General features: G+C 41.4%; 15 protein-coding genes and 2 tRNA genes. 3 read left to right on the top strand and 14 right to left on the bottom strand.

The window, feature by feature from the left end:
* Window positions 1–12: 12 nt before the first annotated feature.
* The 8 genes from rimP to rlmE form a co-directional block, all read right to left on the bottom strand.
* A complete protein-coding gene (gene rimP / locus BTO21_RS00430) occupies window positions 13–468 on the bottom strand; it encodes a ribosome maturation factor RimP (protein ID WP_045027564.1) in 456 nt (151 codons plus the stop codon).
* Between the two features lie 188 nt (window positions 469–656).
* Window positions 657–733: transfer RNA gene (locus BTO21_RS00425), tRNA-Met, on the bottom strand.
* A gap of 57 nt (window positions 734–790) precedes the next feature.
* Window positions 791–875 (bottom strand) — tRNA-Leu (locus tag BTO21_RS00420).
* 11 nt (window positions 876–886) lie between these two features.
* Window positions 887–1,279, bottom strand: coding sequence for a preprotein translocase subunit SecG (gene secG / locus BTO21_RS00415; RefSeq protein ID WP_082056789.1), 393 nt, complete (start codon window positions 1,277–1,279; stop codon window positions 887–889).
* A gap of 270 nt (window positions 1,280–1,549) precedes the next feature.
* A complete protein-coding gene (gene glmM, locus BTO21_RS00410) occupies window positions 1,550–2,887 on the bottom strand; it encodes a phosphoglucosamine mutase (protein ID WP_045027562.1) in 1,338 nt (445 codons plus the stop codon).
* Window positions 2,888–2,982: 95 nt separating this feature from the next.
* Window positions 2,983–3,816: a dihydropteroate synthase gene (gene folP, locus BTO21_RS00405; RefSeq protein ID WP_045027560.1), complete on the bottom strand. Its 834-nt coding sequence runs from the start codon at window positions 3,814–3,816 to the stop codon at window positions 2,983–2,985.
* A gap of 69 nt (window positions 3,817–3,885) precedes the next feature.
* On the bottom strand, window positions 3,886–5,829 hold the full coding sequence (gene ftsH / locus BTO21_RS00400; RefSeq protein WP_045027558.1) for an ATP-dependent zinc metalloprotease FtsH: 1,944 nt from the start codon (window positions 5,827–5,829) through the stop codon (window positions 3,886–3,888).
* A 49-nt stretch (window positions 5,830–5,878) separates the two neighbouring features.
* Window positions 5,879–6,508, bottom strand: a complete 630-nt coding sequence (gene rlmE, locus BTO21_RS00395; RefSeq protein WP_045027557.1) for a 23S rRNA (uridine(2552)-2'-O)-methyltransferase RlmE — start codon at window positions 6,506–6,508, stop codon at window positions 5,879–5,881.
* Window positions 6,509–6,720: 212 nt separating this feature from the next.
* Between rlmE and yhbY the strand changes: the two genes are divergently transcribed.
* The gene (gene yhbY / locus BTO21_RS00390; RefSeq protein WP_045027555.1) at window positions 6,721–7,017 is read left to right on the top strand and encodes a ribosome assembly RNA-binding protein YhbY; all 297 of its coding nucleotides are present in this window, start codon (window positions 6,721–6,723) and stop codon (window positions 7,015–7,017) included.
* Between the two features lie 145 nt (window positions 7,018–7,162).
* Here yhbY and greA read toward each other — a convergent pair whose 3' ends face one another.
* The gene (gene greA, locus BTO21_RS00385) at window positions 7,163–7,636 is read right to left on the bottom strand and encodes a transcription elongation factor GreA (protein WP_045027554.1); all 474 of its coding nucleotides are present in this window, start codon (window positions 7,634–7,636) and stop codon (window positions 7,163–7,165) included.
* 608 nt (window positions 7,637–8,244) lie between these two features.
* On the opposite strand from greA, the gene BTO21_RS00380 reads away from it, so the two are divergent.
* Together BTO21_RS00380 and dacB are read left to right on the top strand one after the other, a co-directional pair.
* A complete protein-coding gene (locus BTO21_RS00380; RefSeq protein ID WP_045027552.1) occupies window positions 8,245–9,387 on the top strand; it encodes a porin in 1,143 nt (380 codons plus the stop codon).
* Window positions 9,388–9,541: 154 nt separating this feature from the next.
* The gene (gene dacB, locus BTO21_RS00375) at window positions 9,542–10,945 is read left to right on the top strand and encodes a serine-type D-Ala-D-Ala carboxypeptidase (RefSeq protein WP_045027551.1); all 1,404 of its coding nucleotides are present in this window, start codon (window positions 9,542–9,544) and stop codon (window positions 10,943–10,945) included.
* Window positions 10,946–11,049: 104 nt separating this feature from the next.
* Here the strand turns inward: dacB and carB are convergent, their stop codons facing one another.
* The 5 genes from carB to fkpB all read right to left on the bottom strand — a co-directional run bounded on the left by carB (window position 11,050) and on the right by fkpB (window position 18,294).
* Entirely contained in the window at window positions 11,050–14,268 is a 3,219-nt protein-coding gene (carB, locus tag BTO21_RS00370) for a carbamoyl-phosphate synthase large subunit (RefSeq protein ID WP_045027549.1), read from the bottom strand.
* Between the two features lie 16 nt (window positions 14,269–14,284).
* Window positions 14,285–15,424, bottom strand: coding sequence for a glutamine-hydrolyzing carbamoyl-phosphate synthase small subunit (gene carA / locus BTO21_RS00365; RefSeq protein WP_045027547.1), 1,140 nt, complete (start codon window positions 15,422–15,424; stop codon window positions 14,285–14,287).
* A gap of 558 nt (window positions 15,425–15,982) precedes the next feature.
* The gene (gene dapB / locus BTO21_RS00360; RefSeq protein ID WP_045027546.1) at window positions 15,983–16,792 is read right to left on the bottom strand and encodes a 4-hydroxy-tetrahydrodipicolinate reductase; all 810 of its coding nucleotides are present in this window, start codon (window positions 16,790–16,792) and stop codon (window positions 15,983–15,985) included.
* Between the two features lie 109 nt (window positions 16,793–16,901).
* A complete protein-coding gene (gene ispH, locus BTO21_RS00355) occupies window positions 16,902–17,846 on the bottom strand; it encodes a 4-hydroxy-3-methylbut-2-enyl diphosphate reductase (protein WP_045027544.1) in 945 nt (314 codons plus the stop codon).
* A gap of 13 nt (window positions 17,847–17,859) precedes the next feature.
* Window positions 17,860–18,294: an FKBP-type peptidyl-prolyl cis-trans isomerase gene (gene fkpB, locus BTO21_RS00350; protein WP_045027543.1), complete on the bottom strand. Its 435-nt coding sequence runs from the start codon at window positions 18,292–18,294 to the stop codon at window positions 17,860–17,862.
* Window positions 18,295–18,326 lie beyond the last annotated feature (32 nt).

Here is an 18,326-nt window from a genome sequence, read left to right as displayed (position 1 = left end):
CCAATTTAGCGGTTAGAATTTTGGAACTAGGTTGGCCTTGGAGATATTGCTCAGTGCAAAGGACTCGTCATTGCCATCTACGTTAAGTGTGATCAGTTCGCCTTCAACAGCGACAATGTCACCTTTCCACTTACGACGGTTTCCCATCGCCATTTTTAATACTAAGCTAACTTCATTGCCAATAAATTGTTGGTAATGTGCTGCTTTGAATAGTGGTCTTTCCAATCCAGGGGAAGACACTTCTAGGTAATAAGCAACAGTAATTGGATCTTCAACATCCATTACTGCACTAATCTGGCGGCTAACCTCTGCACAACCGTCTACATTAATACCATTTTCATGGTCAATAAACACGCGAAGAGTGGAGTGCTCACCAGCACGGATGAACTCTAAACCAACAAGTTCAAAGCCAATAGCTTGAACTGAGGGCTCGAGTAAGTCGGATAATTGTGTCTCTAAAGCTGTCAAGACAACCCCCCGGAAACAAAAAAAGGGCATAAAGCCCAGTAAATACCTGAATGGTCATGTTTCAGATAATAAAAAACCCCGAATACGGGGTTTTTTATTACTGGACCCTGATTACTAAAACCATGCAAGCAAGAGTCTTAGTAAGAAAACAAACATTCAAAAGTAAGAATAGTCTATTTTCAGGAAAGTGGTTGCGGGGGCTGGATTTGAACCAACGACCTTCGGGTTATGAGCCCGACGAGCTACCAAGCTGCTCCACCCCGCGTCCGATTCTGAACAGAGTATACCGTTCAGATGTTACTATTACAAGTAACCAGTATAATGGTGCCGAGAAGGGGACTTGAACCCCTACACCTTGCGGCACTAGCACCTCATGCTAGCGTGTCTACCAATTTCACCATCTCGGCTAAATCTTTACTTACTGAGATTTTTCACTTGTTGCTGGTGTTGTTTCAGCAGTGTTCTCAGTTGTTTTTTCTGCTGCCACTACTTTATCAGTAGTTATTGCAGTCTTTGGTTGTTCAACAGTTTGTGTGGTAGCAGGAGCCGAAAGGTTATCCCAGCCACTTGTTCCTGCAGCTTGCTTGGTACTAATGTTGCCAAGAACAAGACTTATAACAAAGAAAATAAGTGCACAAAGTGTTGTCATTCGAGTTAGAAAATTTCCTGAGCCGCTAGAGCCGAACAAAGTTCCTGAAGCACCAGCCCCGAATGAAGCTCCCATATCTGCGCCTTTACCTTGCTGAACCATTACTAGGCCAATTACACCAAGCGCAGCGACAAGATAAATCACAAGTAGAATTTCGTACATGGGTTCCACCTATGGTTAAATTGCTATACCGGCTTTGCTTTAGCAGTGCCAGCGCATTCCTCTTATCTAGAGAGCGAATGAATACTAGCGAAACCCTGTAACAGTGACAAGTAATATTTACTCAAAAAGTGAATATTCCGAACCACTTGCACAACATTTAGCCAAAAGCAAAGTCATCAAAATAAAAAGGCTGACTTTATTTTATTAGCCAGCCTCCACCTTTATTGAATAATGCTTTAAAAAATTAAGCGATTATCAATAATCATTACATTAGCAGTTTTCTTTTACTGCTTTTGCAATATCCAACGCATATTGCTGAACATCAGCTGCATTTTGGCCTTCAACCATAACACGAATCAATGGTTCGGTGCCTGATTTACGTAATAATACGCGACCATTATCACCTAATTTTTGTTCAACTGCTTGTGTCACAGCAATAACAGCCGCTGATTGTAGTGGATCATTATCACCTTTAAAGCGGACGTTCTCCAATACTTGCGGGAACATTGTCATGCCATCACTCAGCTCTTTTAAGCTCATTTTACTTGCAACAATAGAAGCCATGACCTGTAGACCAGCGACAATACCGTCTCCTGTTGTTACTTTATCAAGTAAAATAACATGGCCTGAGTTTTCAGCACCAATCAGCCAATTATGATTTAACAGCTCTTCCATAACATAACGGTCACCCACTTTTGCACGTACAAAAGGAATGCCTAAATTTTTAAGAGCAACTTCCATGCCCATATTTGTCATTAATGTACCAACCACACCACCTTTTAGCTCACCACAACGCAATGCATCACGTGCGATGATATAAGCAATCTGATCGCCATCAACTTTATTACCTAACTCATCAACCATGATCACACGGTCGCCATCACCATCAAGAGCAATACCAAAGTCAGCTTTTTCTGCTAACACTTTAGCTTGCAATGCAGCAACATCAGTAGCACCCACTTTATCATTAATATTGATACCGTTTGGCTCGCAACCAATAGTAATAATTTCAGCACCTAATTCAGAGAAAACTTTCGGTGCGATGTGGTAAGTTGCACCATGAGCGCAATCAACAACAATTTTAAAACCTTCAAGGCTCAAATGATTAGGGAATGTACCTTTACAAAACTCAATATAACGGCCAGCTGCATCATCAATACGGTATGCTTTACCCAATAGTGCTGATTCAACACACGTTAATGGTTTTTCCATTTCAGCTTCAATGGCTAATTCAACTGCGTCCGGTAATTTAGTACCTTGAGCCGAAAAGAATTTGATGCCGTTATCATGGTAAGGATTGTGTGATGCAGAAATCACAATACCCGCTTCAGCACGAAATGTACGAGTTAGGTAAGCAACAGCAGGGGTTGGCATAGGGCCGGTAAAAGCCGCTTTCAAACCAGCTGCCGCTAAACCTGCTTCTAACGCAGATTCCAGCATATAACCTGAAATACGAGTATCTTTACCGATTAAGACTTTTTTAGTCCCTGTTTTCGATAATACACGTCCTGCCGCCCAACCAAGCTTCATTACAAACTCAGGCGTAATAGGACCTTCACCAACAAGACCACGAATACCATCTGTACCAAAGAACTTACGTTCAGCCATTTTACGCTCCTAGCTCTATTTTATAAGTATATTGATTGTAATTAGCATAGTGCTTTAGTTTACAATCTTTCATTTATAACGAAATTATATCGACATTATTTAGAATAATTTGCCACTATATTACAGACTCGAATAACATCAATTGTCTCTTGTGCGTCATGAACCCGAATTATTTGCGCCCCCTTCATTGCTGCAATAGTTGCGCAGGCTAAACTTCCAGCGACACAATCCATTGGCGGTTTATTCAATAATTTCGATATCATTGATTTACGAGACATTCCCGCTAATAACGGTAAACCAAATTGATGAAATTGTTCAAGCTGCGCTAATAATTGATAATTATGCGCCATTGTCTTACCAAACCCAAAACCTGGATCTAAAATTAATTGTTGGCGCGCAATACCATATTGCTCACAAGCTTGAATACGCTCGTTCAAAAATTGATTCACATCAGTAATCAAATCGACATAATGGGGATCGGACTGCATTGTACGCGGTTGACCTTGCATATGCATCAAGCAGATAGGAACATTCGCCTTAGCTGCAGCATCTAATGCCCCAACCTCTTGTAACGCACGGACATCATTAATTAAATCAGCGCCAGCATTAACCGCCTCAGTCATCACTAATGCTTTGCTAGTATCAATCGAAATCCAACAATCAAACCGTTGTCGAATGGCCTCTATTACTGGAATAACTCGTGCAAGCTCCCTCTCAACATTAACATCAGCGGCACCGGGTCGAGTTGATTCTCCACCAATATCAATGATCGCAGTACCTGCTTCGATCATGAATTCAACATGACGTAACGCACTCTCTAATTGATGATATTTTCCGCCATCTGAAAATGAATCAGGGGTAATATTAACAATCCCCATCACTTGAGGCGTTGTAAGATCAAGTGCCTTACCTTTACTGATTAACATCATGTTATGGCTCCGAAAATTTCAACAAAAAAAAACCCCGACCTAAGTCAGGGTTTTCGATTCACTTAGCAATTATGCTTGAGGCTTGCTATCTGTATCATCTTGCTCAGATAGCGCATCAATACCATCACCGATTGGCTCATCAGGAGCAATTTCAGTTTCTGGTGCATTACGCAACGTATCACCCTCATCAGTCCAACCTTTCGGTGGACGGATTACAGCTTTACGTTCCATCAAGTCATCAATCTGACCCGCATCAATGGTTTCATATTTCATCAATGCATCTTTCATAGAATGCATGATATCCATATTATCAGTCAAAATTTGACGTGCGCGTTGGTAATTACGATCGATTAGAATACGAACTTCAGTATCAATCAGCTTCGCTGTGTCATCAGACATATGCTTGCTTTGTGTTACTGAACGACCAAGGAATACTTCACCTTCGTCTTCTGCGTATAGTAATGGTCCTAATTTGTCAGAGAAGCCCCACTGAGTCACCATCTTACGTGCAATATCAGTTGCACGTTCAATATCGTTCGATGCACCTGTCGATACTTTCTCACGACCATAGATAAGCTCTTCAGCTAGACGACCACCGTAAAGACTTGAAATCATAGATTCTAAGAATTCACGAGAATGACTTACACGATCTTGCTCTGGTAAGTACATTGTCACACCTAATGCACGACCACGTGGAATAATTGACACTTTGTACACTGGATCGTGATCCGGTACTAAACGACCAATAATTGCGTGACCCGCTTCATGGTATGCGGTTGATGCTTTCTGATCTTCAGACATCACCATTGATTTACGCTCAGCGCCCATCATGATTTTGTCTTTTGCTAGTTCAAATTCAATCATTGCAACAGTGCGTTTATCACCACGAGCAGCAAACAATGCCGCTTCGTTAACAAGGTTTGCTAGATCAGCACCAGAGAAACCTGGTGTACCACGAGCAATCAATGACGGATTAACATCACCATCTAACGGCACTTTACGCATGTGAACTTTAAGAATCTGCTCACGACCACGTACATCCGGAAGACCAACAACAACTTGGCGGTCGAAACGACCTGGACGAAGTAAGGCTGGGTCAAGTACGTCAGGACGGTTGGTTGCGGCAATAACGATAATACCTTCATTACCTTCAAAACCATCCATTTCAACCAGCATTTGGTTCAGTGTTTGTTCACGTTCATCATGACCACCACCAACACCAGCACCACGTTGACGACCTACCGCATCGATTTCATCGATAAAGATAATACAAGGCGCTGCTTTCTTCGCTTGTTCAAACATATCACGGACACGGGATGCACCCACACCAACGAACATTTCAACAAAGTCAGAACCAGAAATAGTAAAGAACGGTACTTTAGCTTCACCAGCAATCGCTTTTGCCAGTAAAGTTTTACCCGTACCAGGAGGACCAACCATCAACACACCTGTTGGGATTTTACCACCTAGCTTTTGGAAACGGCTTGGATCACGTAAGTAATCAACCAATTCTTTAACGTCTTCTTTAGCTTCGTCACAACCTGCTACATCAGCAAAGGTTGTTTTGATTTGGTCTTCACCCATCATACGTGCTTTAGATTTACCGAACGACATGGCACCTTTGCCACCACCGCCCTGCATCTGACGCATAAAGAAAATCCAAACACCAATAAGCAATAACATTGGGAACCACGAAATGAAGATTGAAGCTAAAAGGCTTGGCTCTTCAGGTGGAGTACCCGCAACCGCTACGTTTGCGTTAATAAGATCGTCTAACAGCTTAGGATCATTTGCGACAGGTAAGTATGTTACATAGCTCGCATTATCACGTTTGGTTACAGTGATTTCACGATCATTGAATCGTACTTCCTTTATCTGATCCTGACCGATTTGACGGACAAATGTCGTATAATCGACTTGGCCTTTGGTACTATTACTATTGGTTCCGAAACTCTGGAATACAGACATAAGAACAACAGCAATGACCAGCCATAAAATCAAGTTTTTTGCCATGTCACTCAAGGTGTTAACCTCGCGATAACTAAAAGATGAATGTAGATTACTACAGTTTGTAACCTGTAGCCACAATATAGACTTCACGCGAACGATCTCGCGAGGAATCAGGTTTACGAATTTTGACCACTTTAAACATGCCACGAATATCAGCAAGATATTGGTCGAAGCCTTCACCTTGGAAAACTTTTACCGCAAAACTGCCATTCGGTGCAAGTACTTGTCGACACATATCTAATGCAAGTTCAACAAGGTACATCGCTCGAGGTTGGTCGGATGCAAGGTTACCACTCATATTAGGTGCCATATCAGACATTACCACATCAACCATATCTGGTTGAATGCGTGTTAATAAAGCCTCTAATACTGCTTCTTCTCGGAAATCACCTTGGAGAAAGTTAACCCCTGGCAGTGAATCCATTGGCAAAATATCACAAGCGATGACCTGTCCCTCATCTCCTACAATTTCTGCCGCATACTGTGACCAACCACCTGGTGCAGCACCAAGGTCAACCACTGTCATGCCTGGTTTTAATAATTTATCTTTATTTTGAATTTCTTCAATTTTAAAGAAAGCCCGCGAACGGTAACCCCGTTTTTGTGCCTCTTGTACATATTTATCGTCAAAATGTTCTTTTAACCACCGGCCTGAGCTAGCGGATTGTTTTTTTCTACTCATGATAAACCTAATGAGTTGCCATACTTAGTAAGTATACGTCGGCTAAAGACTTTATCGCACCTAATTCATTAGATTGCGCCCTAAAAATGTGCAGTGCAACATAATCACTGTAGATTTTCCGACTCTCATCTATCAAACAAATTAGTCTTCTAGAGTAGATGGCGGTAGAATGTCGCGTTTTCAACCCTTGTAACTAAAAAAATAGAGTCATCATGAATCTAAGCACAAAACAAAAGCAATTCTTAAAAGGCCTTGCCCATAACCTAAAACCTGTTGTTCTTATGGGTGCTAACGGTCTGACTGAAGCGGTACTAGCTGAAATCGATCTTGCTCTCAACCACCATGAACTGATTAAAGTGAAAGTGGCTTCTGAAGAACGTGAAACTAAACTTTTGATCGTTGACGCTATTGTTCGCGAAACGAAAGCTGAAAAAGTACAAGTCATCGGTAAAACATTAGTGTTATACCGTCAGACTGAAGCACGTAAAATCGAGCTTCCTCGCAAATAAAAAAGGCCGCCTAGCGGCCTTTTTTATAGCCGTCGTTGGCAATAAATTCTTTTTGCTAACGACAAACCTTACCGTTATTAATAAGTTAACGCTTATTTGTCAAACATAGTCTATATTTTTAGTTACGACAAACTGCAATTAATCATTAAATGTATTGTACATCCATGATTTCAAATTCTTTTAAGCCACCCGGTGTTGTAATTTGAACTTCATCTCCGGCTAACTTACCAATTAAACCACGTGCAATCGGTGAGTTTACTGAAATCAAGTTTTGCTTAATATCTGCCTCATCATCACCCACGATACGATAGATCATTTCTTTATCACTATCTAAATCTAATAGTTTGATAGTTGTACCAAAAATAACCTTACCTGTATTGGTTAATGTTTTCACATCGATCACTTGTGCTACTGATAATTTGTATTCAATATCACGAATTTGAGCCTCACAAATGCCTTGTTCTTCTCGTGCAGCGTGGTACTCAGCGTTTTCTTTTAAGTCACCAAGTTCACGCGCTTCAGCAATTGCTTGTGAAATAAGTGGACGACGCTTCAATAATACCTCGAGTTCCTTGAGCAGCTTTTGTTCGCCGCGAACAGTCATTGGTACTTTTTCCATAAATAAATAGCCTCTGTAACCTGATAGCGCTCGCCAATTTCAGGTAAATAGCGTCAGCCTAGCCTATAGCTAGCCTGACAGAATAAAAATGATTTGGTTTATTTTAAACAAAGATGAGCAAGAGATCATCATTGATAAATGATAATCCGCATTTAACTGTTATTTATCAGCAAATTCTTTTGTTATCTCGCGAGCAAAAAAAAACCATTTTTCACTCTTCATCGCGATATTAGGTTAATTTCACCTTATGTTAGCGCTTACTTACTACCGTGATTGTTATCGCAATCAATATTTAAATGATTACTCTTCATCAGTATAAAAAGCGCGCCAAATCACACTATTCAAAATAAAAACCACCATTTAAAGCATAAAAAAAATAATATCTTCTAAATATAACTAAAATACAAAAAATAATTAGAACTTTTAGTTATTTAAATAACACACTGATAAAAATAGAAATAAATGCCATAAAAAACCTAAAACAGGCCAAGTTAAACTATTTTTCAGTTTTTTTTACTAACATATTACCAATGACACAAGTAAAAAGAACGCCATAGCATTTGGCATTGAAATGCAACCTATAAAAAAATCATATAAAGGATTCGGTAATGAACAAGAACCTAATTGCTCTAGCAGTAGCAGCAGCGACTTTCTCTGGCGCAGCATCAGCAGCAACAGTTTATTCAGACGACACTTCTAGCCTAGCTATCGGCGGCCGTGTAGAAGCTCGCGCACTTTCTTCTGAAAATGGTAAACAAGAGTTAGCAACTTCTTTTAATAATCAAGCAGCATATGAAAAAGCACTAGTAGGTCAACACACAAGCAACGATGTAACAGACATCTCTCGTGTACGTGTAAACATTGATGCGAAAACACAAATCGCTGATGGTGTACAAGGTATTGGTTACTTTGAGCGTGAATTCAAATCTGACAATGCTAACGATGAAAACCGTTACATCTACGCGGGTGTAAACAGCGATAAGTACGGCCAAATCGTTTACGGTAAAGCTGACGGCTCTCTAGGTATGATCACTGATTTCACTGATATCATGGCATACGCAGGTTCTGTTGTTGGTGGTTCAAAATTAGCCGTTTCTGATCGTACTTCAAATAACCTAGCTTATTCTGGTACATTCAACAACCTAACCTTCAAAGCAAACTACGTATTTGATGGTGCATCTTACGATGCTCAAACTGGCCAAAAGACAAATGCAAATGGTTTCTCAACTGCGGCTAAATATGCGGTAGGTGATACAGGTCTTGCGCTAGGTGTGGGTTATGCTCAACAAAAAGCACAAAAAGAATTTAACAACATCCCATTCTCTAACAGTGCAAGTGCTGCAGATAAAGCTAAAAACGCAACAACAAGTCAAGCGTCTAAGCAAACTTTCGTAGTAGCATCGTACACTGTTGGCGACCTATACTTCGGTGGTCTATACAAGTACGGTCATCATGATGCAAATAACTTAGTAAATGGCGACCTAACTGACTCTCAAGGTTACGAATTTGCAGCCGCATACACCATGGGCAAAGCAGTATTTACTACTACTTACGGCTTCATGAAAGATGAGCGCAACACTAGCGGTGCTTACGATGAGTTAGCAAACGCTGTATCTGTTGATGGTACTTACTACTTCAACAGCAACTTCCGCACTTACGCTTCTTACACATACAACATGCTTGATAAGAACAAAGTAGGTAAAGTTGCAGCATCTGACCAAGTTGTTCTTGGTGCTCGTTACGACTTCTAATCCCTGCGATTAAAAGCGTACCAAAAAAGCGTCGGCCTTGGTCGGCGCTTTTTGTTATTTAATCGCAACTGAACACTCAAGCGGTACATTTTTACTCAGCACCTTAAAAAAGCTATCATTGCTGCTCATTTCCTTTATATAACTATACCCCACGATGCTTAAACGACTTATTTGTTCTGCCTTGCTACTCACAAGCATGCCATCATTCGCAGCGTTTGCGCCTCAGCAAGCCCTCAAGCAATTACCAACAGGCAGTGACGCCTCACTATTAGTTGTTAACCCTGCGACCAACAAGGTGATCTACCAGCACCAAGCGAGTCATCTTCAAGCCCCTGCAAGCACACAAAAATTACTGACAGCACTCGCGGCTAAATTATATTTAGGTAATGACTTCCGTTTCAGCACCAACCTTGAGACCCAAGGTAATAATGTCATTTTGAATTTTCGTGGTGATCCAACCTTACAAAGCAGTGATATTGCTAACCTATTACGTCAACTCAAGCAACAAGGCGTTACGACCATTAAAGGTAACCTTTATCTTAATGGTGGTCATTTTACAGGGTTTGAACATGCAGTTGGTTCACCGTGGGATATGCTGACACAATGCTACAGTGCCCCCTCAAGTAGCATTACTTTGGAACATAACTGTTTTGAAGGGGCGCTATATTCAAACATGGCCTTTGGTGCTAAAACACGGCTGCATATTCCTAGTCACCAACCAGTCACTGCAACCAATGACGCAATCGTAGTCACAAAAACGCAGCAGAAAGATCAATATTGTGAGCTATCACTGCAAGCCAATGATAATAATAGCTACCACATCACAGGCTGTATTCAACCGAAAAAAGATCCACTCGCACTACGATTTGCGGTTCAAAATACCACGCTATATACAACGGCCATTATTAAGCGCGAATTAAAACAAGCAGGGATCCGTTTAGACGGTAAAATTTTACGCAATGACACCATCAGCGGTAAGATTGTTGCAACCCATCAGTCGGCACCATTAACGACGCTGCTGTATATCATGCTTAAACGCTCAGATAATTTATTTGCCGATAACCTTGCTAAAACCATCGGCGCTAAATACTTTAATCAAGCGGGTAGTTATACCAATGGTGTTGCTGCTATTAAGGCAATTCTAAAACAAAAAGCCAATATCGATTTATCGAATACCATCATGGTTGATGGATCAGGTCTTTCACGAAATAACCGCCTAAATACGCATGATTTAATGGAAGTGCTTACTTACATTTATCATCATCCTAAACTAGGCTTGATTACCGATTTACCCGTAGCAGGTAAAAGTGGCACTCTTCAATACCGTAAAAGTGTTCGAAATGCGCCATTAAAAGATAATATTATTGCTAAAACAGGCTCATTATTTGGTACTTATAACCTTGCAGGTATTATTAAAACCAAATCAGGTCAACCATTATTGTTTGTGCAGTTAGTGACCAACTACTACCCTACTGCTGCTGAATTAAAAGACAGTCCGTTACCCCCCATCAATCAATTTGAAAAACAGTACTATACTTCGCTGTATAATAATTACTGATTGAAATTAACGCGGTAGTCGTTTAATACCCCCATAAAAAAAGCCGATCATTTTCATGATCGGCTTTTTATTACAACTACAATTACAATCGTATCGAAATACGATTACTTAATCATTGCATGCCACTCTTGAATCGATGTTACGGTATTACGATCGTCAGCAGTGTGTGCCAAACAAGTCGCAAAACCTGCGTTTAAGGTAGTGGTGTAATTCACTTTTTCAGCCAATGCACTACGACGTAGTACTTTAGAATCCTCAATCGCTTGACGACCTTCTGCCGTGTTCACAATGTAGGTGTATTCATTATTCTTAATACGGTCAAGAATATGAGGACGACCTTCTTGAACTTTATTGACCAAGCGAGGGTTAATACCGGCTTCACCCAAAACAACAGCCGTTCCATGAGTCGCATCGAGTTGATAACCCAGTTTAATTAACTTAGAGGCTAAATCAACTACACGTTTCTTATCACCTTCACGTACAGAAAGTAATGCACGACCTGATGATGGATACTCTTTACCACAGCCTAATTCAGCTTTAGCAAACGCTTCTGCAAACGAATTACCAATACCCATTACTTCACCTGTTGAGCGCATTTCTGGGCCTAACAATGGATCAACACCTGGGAATTTATTAAACGGCAATACCACTTCTTTTACTGAGTAATAGGGTGGAATGATTTCTTTAGTAAAACCTTGTGAATCAAGAGATTGACCCGCCATCACGCGAGCGGCTATTTTCGCAACCGGTACGCCTGTCGCTTTAGAAACAAATGGCACTGTACGCGCGGCACGAGGGTTAACTTCAATTAAGTAAACTTCGTTATCTTTGACTGCGAACTGGGTATTCATCAAACCACGCACGCCCAATTCAAAAGCAAGACTCTTCACTTGCTCACGCATTACATTCTGAATTTCTTTGCTTAGCGTATAAGCAGGTAATGAACATGCAGAGTCACCAGAGTGAACACCCGCTTGCTCAATGTGCTCCATGATGCCACAAATAACCACTTGTTCGCCGTCACAAATCGCATCAACATCGACTTCAATCGCATCATCAAGGAAACGGTCAAGCAATACTGGTGATTCGTTGGAAACACTCACCGCTTCGTTAAAGTAACGACGTAAGTCTTGCTCATCGTATACGATTTCCATCGCGCGACCGCCAAGTACATACGATGGACGCACAACTAATGGGAAACCGATGATTTTTGACTTTTCAATCGCCTGTTCCATCGTTGTTACTGTTGCATTTTCAGGCTGTAATAAATCTAAACGGTCAACAGCTTGTTGAAAACGTTCACGATCTTCAGCGCGGTCAATGGCATCAGGGCTGGTACCAATAATAGGTACACCAGCAGCTTCCAAAGCACGGGCTAATTTCAATGGTGTTTGACCACCGTATTGAACGATAACGCCTTTTGGCTTTTCAACGCGAGCAATCGCTAATACATCTTCTAAGGTTACTGGCTCAAAGTATAAGCGGTCAGAAGTATCGTAATCAGTCGATACTGTCTCTGGGTTACAGTTAACCATGATGGTTTCGTAACCGTCTTCACGTAACGCAAGTGATGCATGTACACAACAGTAATCGAATTCAATACCTTGACCAATACGGTTAGGACCGCCACCTAGAATCATGATTTTTTCTTTGGTGGTTGGATTTGCCTCACATTCTTCATCGTATGATGAGTACATATAAGCCGTATCTGATGAGAACTCAGCCGCACAGGTATCAACACGCTTGTACACTGGATGAATATTGAATTGGTCACGCAGTTTACGAATTTCGCTTTCAGCAACACCAAGCAATTTAGCTAAACGGGCATCAGCAAAACCTTTACGCTTTAGGCTTCGTAACGATTGTTCATTTAAACCTGCAAAACCAGCCGCTTTAACGCGCGCTTCATCTTTCACGATATCTTCAATTTGAACCAAGAACCAGCGGTCAATATTGGTTAAGTTAAAGATACCATCAACAGACATACCTGCACGGAACGCATCAGCGATGTACCAAATACGCTCAGCACCAGCCGCTTTTAATTCATAACGAATTTTGCTCATTGCATCAGGTTCGTCAAGATCAACCATCTCGTCAAAACCATTAGCACCAACTTCTAGGCCACGCAATGCTTTATGTAATGACTCTTGTTGATTACGGCCAATCGCCATCACTTCACCCACTGACTTCATCTGGGTGGTAAGACGGTCATTGGCACCCACAAACTTTTCAAAGTTAAAACGTGGGATCTTCGTAACAACATAATCAATCGTCGGTTCAAATGACGCAGGTGTCGCGCCACCTGTGATGTCATTCATTAACTCATCAAGGGTGAAACCAATCGCCAGTTTTGCCGCAATTTTAGCAATCGGGAAACCTGTCGCTTTAGATGCTAATGCTGATGAACGAGAAACACGTGGGTTCATCTCGATGATAACCATACGGCCATCTTCAGGATTGATACCAAACTGAACGTTTGAACCACCGGTTTCAACACCAATCTCACGTAATACAGCTAGCGATGCATTACGCATTAGCTGGTATTCTTTATCAGTTAATGTTTGCGCTGGCGCAACCGTGATTGAGTCACCAGTATGAATACCCATTGGGTCAAAGTTTTCAATCGCACACACGATGATACAGTTGTCGTTTTTATCACGAACCACTTCCATCTCGTATTCTTTCCAGCCAATCAATGATTCATCAATCAACAATTCGCTCGTTGGCGATAAATCTAGACCGCGAGAACAGATTTCTTCAAATTCTTCTTTATTATATGCAATACCGCCACCCGTACCACCCATCGTAAATGAAGGACGAATAATACAAGGGAAACCTACCATATCGAGCACTTTATAGGCTTCTTCCATGGTGGTTGCAGTATCAGCACGAGGACACTCAAGGCCGATAGACTTCATTGCTTTATCAAAACGAGAGCGGTTTTCAGCCTTATCAATTGCGTCAGCTGTTGCACCAATCATTTCGACATTAAATTCTTTTAATACGCCATACTTTTCAAGATCTAACGCGCAGTTAAGCGCAGTTTGGCCACCCATCGTTGGCAATACTGCATCAGGACGTTCTTTTTCAATGATCTTGCGTACCACTTCCCAGTGAATAGGCTCTATATATGTTGCATCCGCCATTTCAGGGTCGGTCATGATCGTTGCTGGATTAGAGTTTACCAGAATAACGCGGTAACCCTCTTCACGCAGCGCTTTACATGCTTGTGCGCCTGAGTAGTCGAACTCACACGCTTGACCGATAACAATCGGACCTGCACCTAAGATTAATACACTTTTAATGTCAGTACGTTTTGGCATTTTTACTACTCCCGGCTTAAGCGCTGTGTTTCTTGATTAATTCGATGAAATGATCAAATAGTGGTGCTGCATCATGTGGACCAGGGCTCGCTTCTGGGTGGCCTTGGAAACTAAATGCTGGCTTGTCGGTACGATGGATACCTTGTAGAGAGCCATCAAACAGGGATTTATGCGTTGCGCGTAGGTTATCAGGTAATGTTGCTTCATCAGCCGCAAAACCGTGGTTCTGGCTGGTGATCATTACCACATCACGCTCAAGATCTTTTACTGGGTGGTTAGCACCGTGGTGACCAAATTTCATCTTCACCGTTTGAGCACCGCTAGCTAATGCCAGAATTTGGTGCCCAAGACAGATACCAAAAATCGGTAAATTTTTGTCTAGAAAAACTTTAGTCGCTTCAATCGCGTAAGTACAAGGCGCAGGGTCGCCAGGACCATTTGATAAGAAAATACCATTAGGATTTAAGGCTAACACTTCTTCTGCTGTTGTTTGGGCAGGAACAACCGTTAAACGGCAACCACGATCAACCAGCATACGCAGGATATTACGTTTAGCACCAAAGTCATAAGCGACTACATGATACGGTAACTCACTGTCATCTTTAGCTGCTGGTAAGCCGCCAGTTAATGTCCATGAACCTTGCTTCCAGCTATATGTTTCAGCCGTCGTCACTTCTTTTGCTAAATCCATACCTTTAAGGCCAGGAAATGCTTGAGCTTGAGCTAATGCTGCCGCTTCATCAAGGTTATTACCTGCGACGATACAACCGTTTTGAGCACCTTTTTCACGTAAAATACGGGTTAGCTTGCGCGTATCAATATCAGCGATACCAACGATATTTTGCGATTTAAGGTAATCAGAAAGGGTTTGTTCACTGCGGAAGTTGGAAGCGAGAAGAGGAAGATCACGAATTACTAAGCCTTGGGCATGAATTGCGGTTGATTCTTCATCTTCGGTATTAATACCAGTGTTGCCAATATGAGGATAAGTAAGAGTAACGATCTGTTTCGAGTAAGAGGGGTCAGTGAGAATTTCCTGGTACCCCGTCATCGAGGTATTAAAAACAACTTCACCAACAGCCGAACCATCTGCCCCAATGGACACGCCGCGGAACACTGTCCCATCTTCAAGGACTAACAGCGCAGATTTGCTCAAGACAACCTCCAAAAAATAAAAATGCAATTAAAACAGATAAACTTGCAACTACCCATTCCATTTAACGCCAAAAACCTTTAACTACTGATTTTTGACAAATTCCGCAAATTCTATGGATCAGTTAGCATTATGTCAACATTTAACCTATATTAAATTTTAAAAATCACGATCCAAGCCTCACTTTCGACTCAAACACTGCAAATCATAACTTTTGTTACATGTTTAGGACTATTGAATACCGTTAGCTAAAATGTAATCGATTGCCTTAGTTGCATTTCTGTTAACTGAAATTAAAATCATAAGCAAACGATAAAATAACCACACTTTTGATATATAAATAGCAATAATACCAAGAAAAACTCACCAACCACCTAAAAATAACAACAAAACAGGTAGTTTGGCGTTGTTTTGTTATTATTAACTTATCTCTTATTAATAGTGTTATATTATGCGCAATATAATCATTATTTTGCATAAAAACCGATGTTAATATCATATTCTAGACATAAAAAAAACCTGCCATATTAAAGACAGGTTTTACTGATTGTCGAGCGGGATCTATAAGCGATCGAGATCTAATACATCAGTCATAGTGTAAAAACCAACACCTTTATTATTTAACCATGCCGCTGCACGTACTGCACCGTTGGCAAATGTCATTCGATCAGTGGCTTTATGAGTAATTTCAACTCGCTCACCAATATCAGCAAACATTGCGGTATGCTCACCCACAATATCGCCAGCTCGAATGGTTGCAAAACCAATCTCATCACGGCGACGTTCGCCTGTTATACCTTCACGCGAATACACCGCAACATCACTGAGCTTGTTACCCATAGCTGCCGCAATCGCCTCTCCCATACCGATCGCAGTACCAGATGGCGCATCAACTTTATGGCGGTGGTGAGCTTCAATGATCTCAACATCACAGTAGTCACCCATCACTTTGGCGGCTTTCTCTAGCAATTTAAACACGAGATTGACACCAACACTGTAATTAGGAGCCATAATGACAGCTATCTGCTCCGCGGCAGCATCAATCAATTGACGTTGCTGTTCGGTAAATCCGGTTGTGCCAATAACGATTTTTTTATGATGTTGTAGGCATAATTCAAGGTTCGCTAGCGTCACAACTGGCGCAGTAAAATCAATTAACACATCAAAGTCATCAACCGCTTGGCTAAGATCATCGATAATCACTACATTCGCTAAACCAATACCCGCTAACTCGCCCGCATCAGCACCGACTAAACTAGAGCCGACACGTTCAGTAGCAACCGTTAATGTCGTCGCACTTGATAATGCAGTAGCTTTAATTAACTGACGACCCATTCGCCCGGCTGCACCGGCTATCGCAATTCTGACCATTAGCATCTCCTACACTTTTCATAATAATATCGAACCACTGTAGCTTGTTGACTATCATAAAAAAAGCCCCAGTTTTCACTGAGGCTATTGAATCACTAACAAAACAGCATTAGATATTCTTTACTTGTAATTCTCGTGGCACTTCAAAGAACATGTTTTCTTCACGGCCTGATAACTCTTCAACATCAGAAGCATTAGTAAGTTGCTTAATGCGAGTAATAATTTGATTCACTAACGCTTCAGGCGCTGATGCACCAGCGGTTACACCCACTACTGCTCTACCTTCCAGCCATTGCGGATCAATATCTTCAGCGCTATCAGTTAGATAACTAGGAGTTCCTAATTTAACCGCCAGCTCACTCAATCGATTAGAGTTTGATGAATTCTTCGAACCAACCACAATCATTACATCAACCGTTGCTGCCATTTCACGTACTGCATCTTGGCGATTTTGGGTTGCATAACAAATATCATCTTTACGTGGCCCCTGAATCTCAGGGAATACATGGCGTAAACGATCGATGACATCCGCGGTTTCATCTACTGATAACGTAGTTTGACTAACAAAGTGTAAGTTTGATGGATCTTTTACTACTAATGCATCGACATCTTCTGGCTTCTCAACCAAATACATACCGCCATCATGGTTTGCATATTGCCCCATGGTGCCTTCAACTTCGGGATGACCCGCATGGCCAATTAACACCACTTCCATCGCTTTACGGCTAGCACGTGCAACTTCCATATGAACTTTAGTCACTAATGGACAGGTGGCATCAAATACCGTTAACTGACGTGCTTTAGCTTCATTCCTAACGGCTTGCGATACACCATGAGCCGAAAAGATCACGATATTATCGTCAGGCACTTCACTTAATTCTTCGACAAAAATAGCACCGCGCTGTTTAAGGCCTTCAACAACAAAGCGGTTATGTACCACTTCATGACGCACATAAATAGGAGGCTGATACATTTCTAATGCGCGCTCAACAATGCTAATCGCACGATCAACACCAGCACAAAAACCACGTGGATTTGCGAGTAATATTTTCATCAATTAATGACTCTTAACGTTCAATGGAGACAACTTCAACCTCAAAGGTGACGGTCTTACCTGCTAATGGGTGATTAAAATCAACGGTCACTGAATCACCCACGACTTGTGTAATTATACCGGGAATATCATGTCCATCAGGCCCAGTAAAAGCAATAATACGCCCAACTTCTGCGGGTGTATCAGCACTAAACTTACTCCGTTCGACATAATGAATATTATTCGGGTTTGAAGGACCAAAGGCATCTTCAGGGGCTAAATCGAATTGTTTCTTTTGTCCCGCTGCTAAACCTAATAAACATTTTTCAAAGTTAGCCGTTAGGCTGCCATCACCCATTCGAAATATCACAGGCTTAGCATTAGCAAACGTCGATTCAGCCACAGACCCATCAGCTAATTTAATCGCAAAATGCATTAGCACTTCACTGTTATCCTTGATCACCGACATATATTATTCCCTATTATTGATTACCACTATTT

The organism is Photobacterium phosphoreum (assembly GCF_002954725.1).
GTDB classification, from domain to species: Bacteria; Pseudomonadota; Gammaproteobacteria; order Enterobacterales; family Vibrionaceae; genus Photobacterium; species Photobacterium phosphoreum.
Note: the sequence above shows the minus strand (reverse complement) of the source record. Positions and strands in the feature narration are given on the sequence as shown.

Excerpts from the sequence above, each read along its gene's own strand:
- secG (WP_082056789.1), bottom strand. The coding sequence starts at position 1,279 with ATGTACGAAATTCTACTTGTGATTTATCTTGTCGCTGCGCTTGGTGTA.
- glmM (WP_045027562.1), bottom strand. The coding sequence starts at position 2,887 with ATGGCTGAACGTAAGTTCTTTGGTACAGATGGTATTCGTGGTCTTGTT.
- folP (WP_045027560.1), bottom strand. The coding sequence starts at position 3,816 with ATGATGTTAATCAGTAAAGGTAAGGCACTTGATCTTACAACGCCTCAA.
- ftsH (WP_045027558.1), bottom strand. The coding sequence starts at position 5,829 with ATGGCAAAAAACTTGATTTTATGGCTGGTCATTGCTGTTGTTCTTATG.
- rlmE (WP_045027557.1), bottom strand. The coding sequence starts at position 6,508 with ATGAGTAGAAAAAAACAATCCGCTAGCTCAGGCCGGTGGTTAAAAGAA.
- yhbY (WP_045027555.1), top strand. The coding sequence starts at position 6,721 with ATGAATCTAAGCACAAAACAAAAGCAATTCTTAAAAGGCCTTGCCCAT.
- greA (WP_045027554.1), bottom strand. The coding sequence starts at position 7,636 with ATGGAAAAAGTACCAATGACTGTTCGCGGCGAACAAAAGCTGCTCAAG.
- BTO21_RS00380 (WP_045027552.1), top strand. The coding sequence starts at position 8,245 with ATGAACAAGAACCTAATTGCTCTAGCAGTAGCAGCAGCGACTTTCTCT.
- dacB (WP_045027551.1), top strand. The coding sequence starts at position 9,542 with ATGCTTAAACGACTTATTTGTTCTGCCTTGCTACTCACAAGCATGCCA.
- carB (WP_045027549.1), bottom strand. The coding sequence starts at position 14,268 with ATGCCAAAACGTACTGACATTAAAAGTGTATTAATCTTAGGTGCAGGT.
- dapB (WP_045027546.1), bottom strand. The coding sequence starts at position 16,792 with ATGGTCAGAATTGCGATAGCCGGTGCAGCCGGGCGAATGGGTCGTCAG.
- ispH (WP_045027544.1), bottom strand. The coding sequence starts at position 17,846 with ATGAAAATATTACTCGCAAATCCACGTGGTTTTTGTGCTGGTGTTGAT.
- fkpB (WP_045027543.1), bottom strand. The coding sequence starts at position 18,294 with ATGTCGGTGATCAAGGATAACAGTGAAGTGCTAATGCATTTTGCGATT.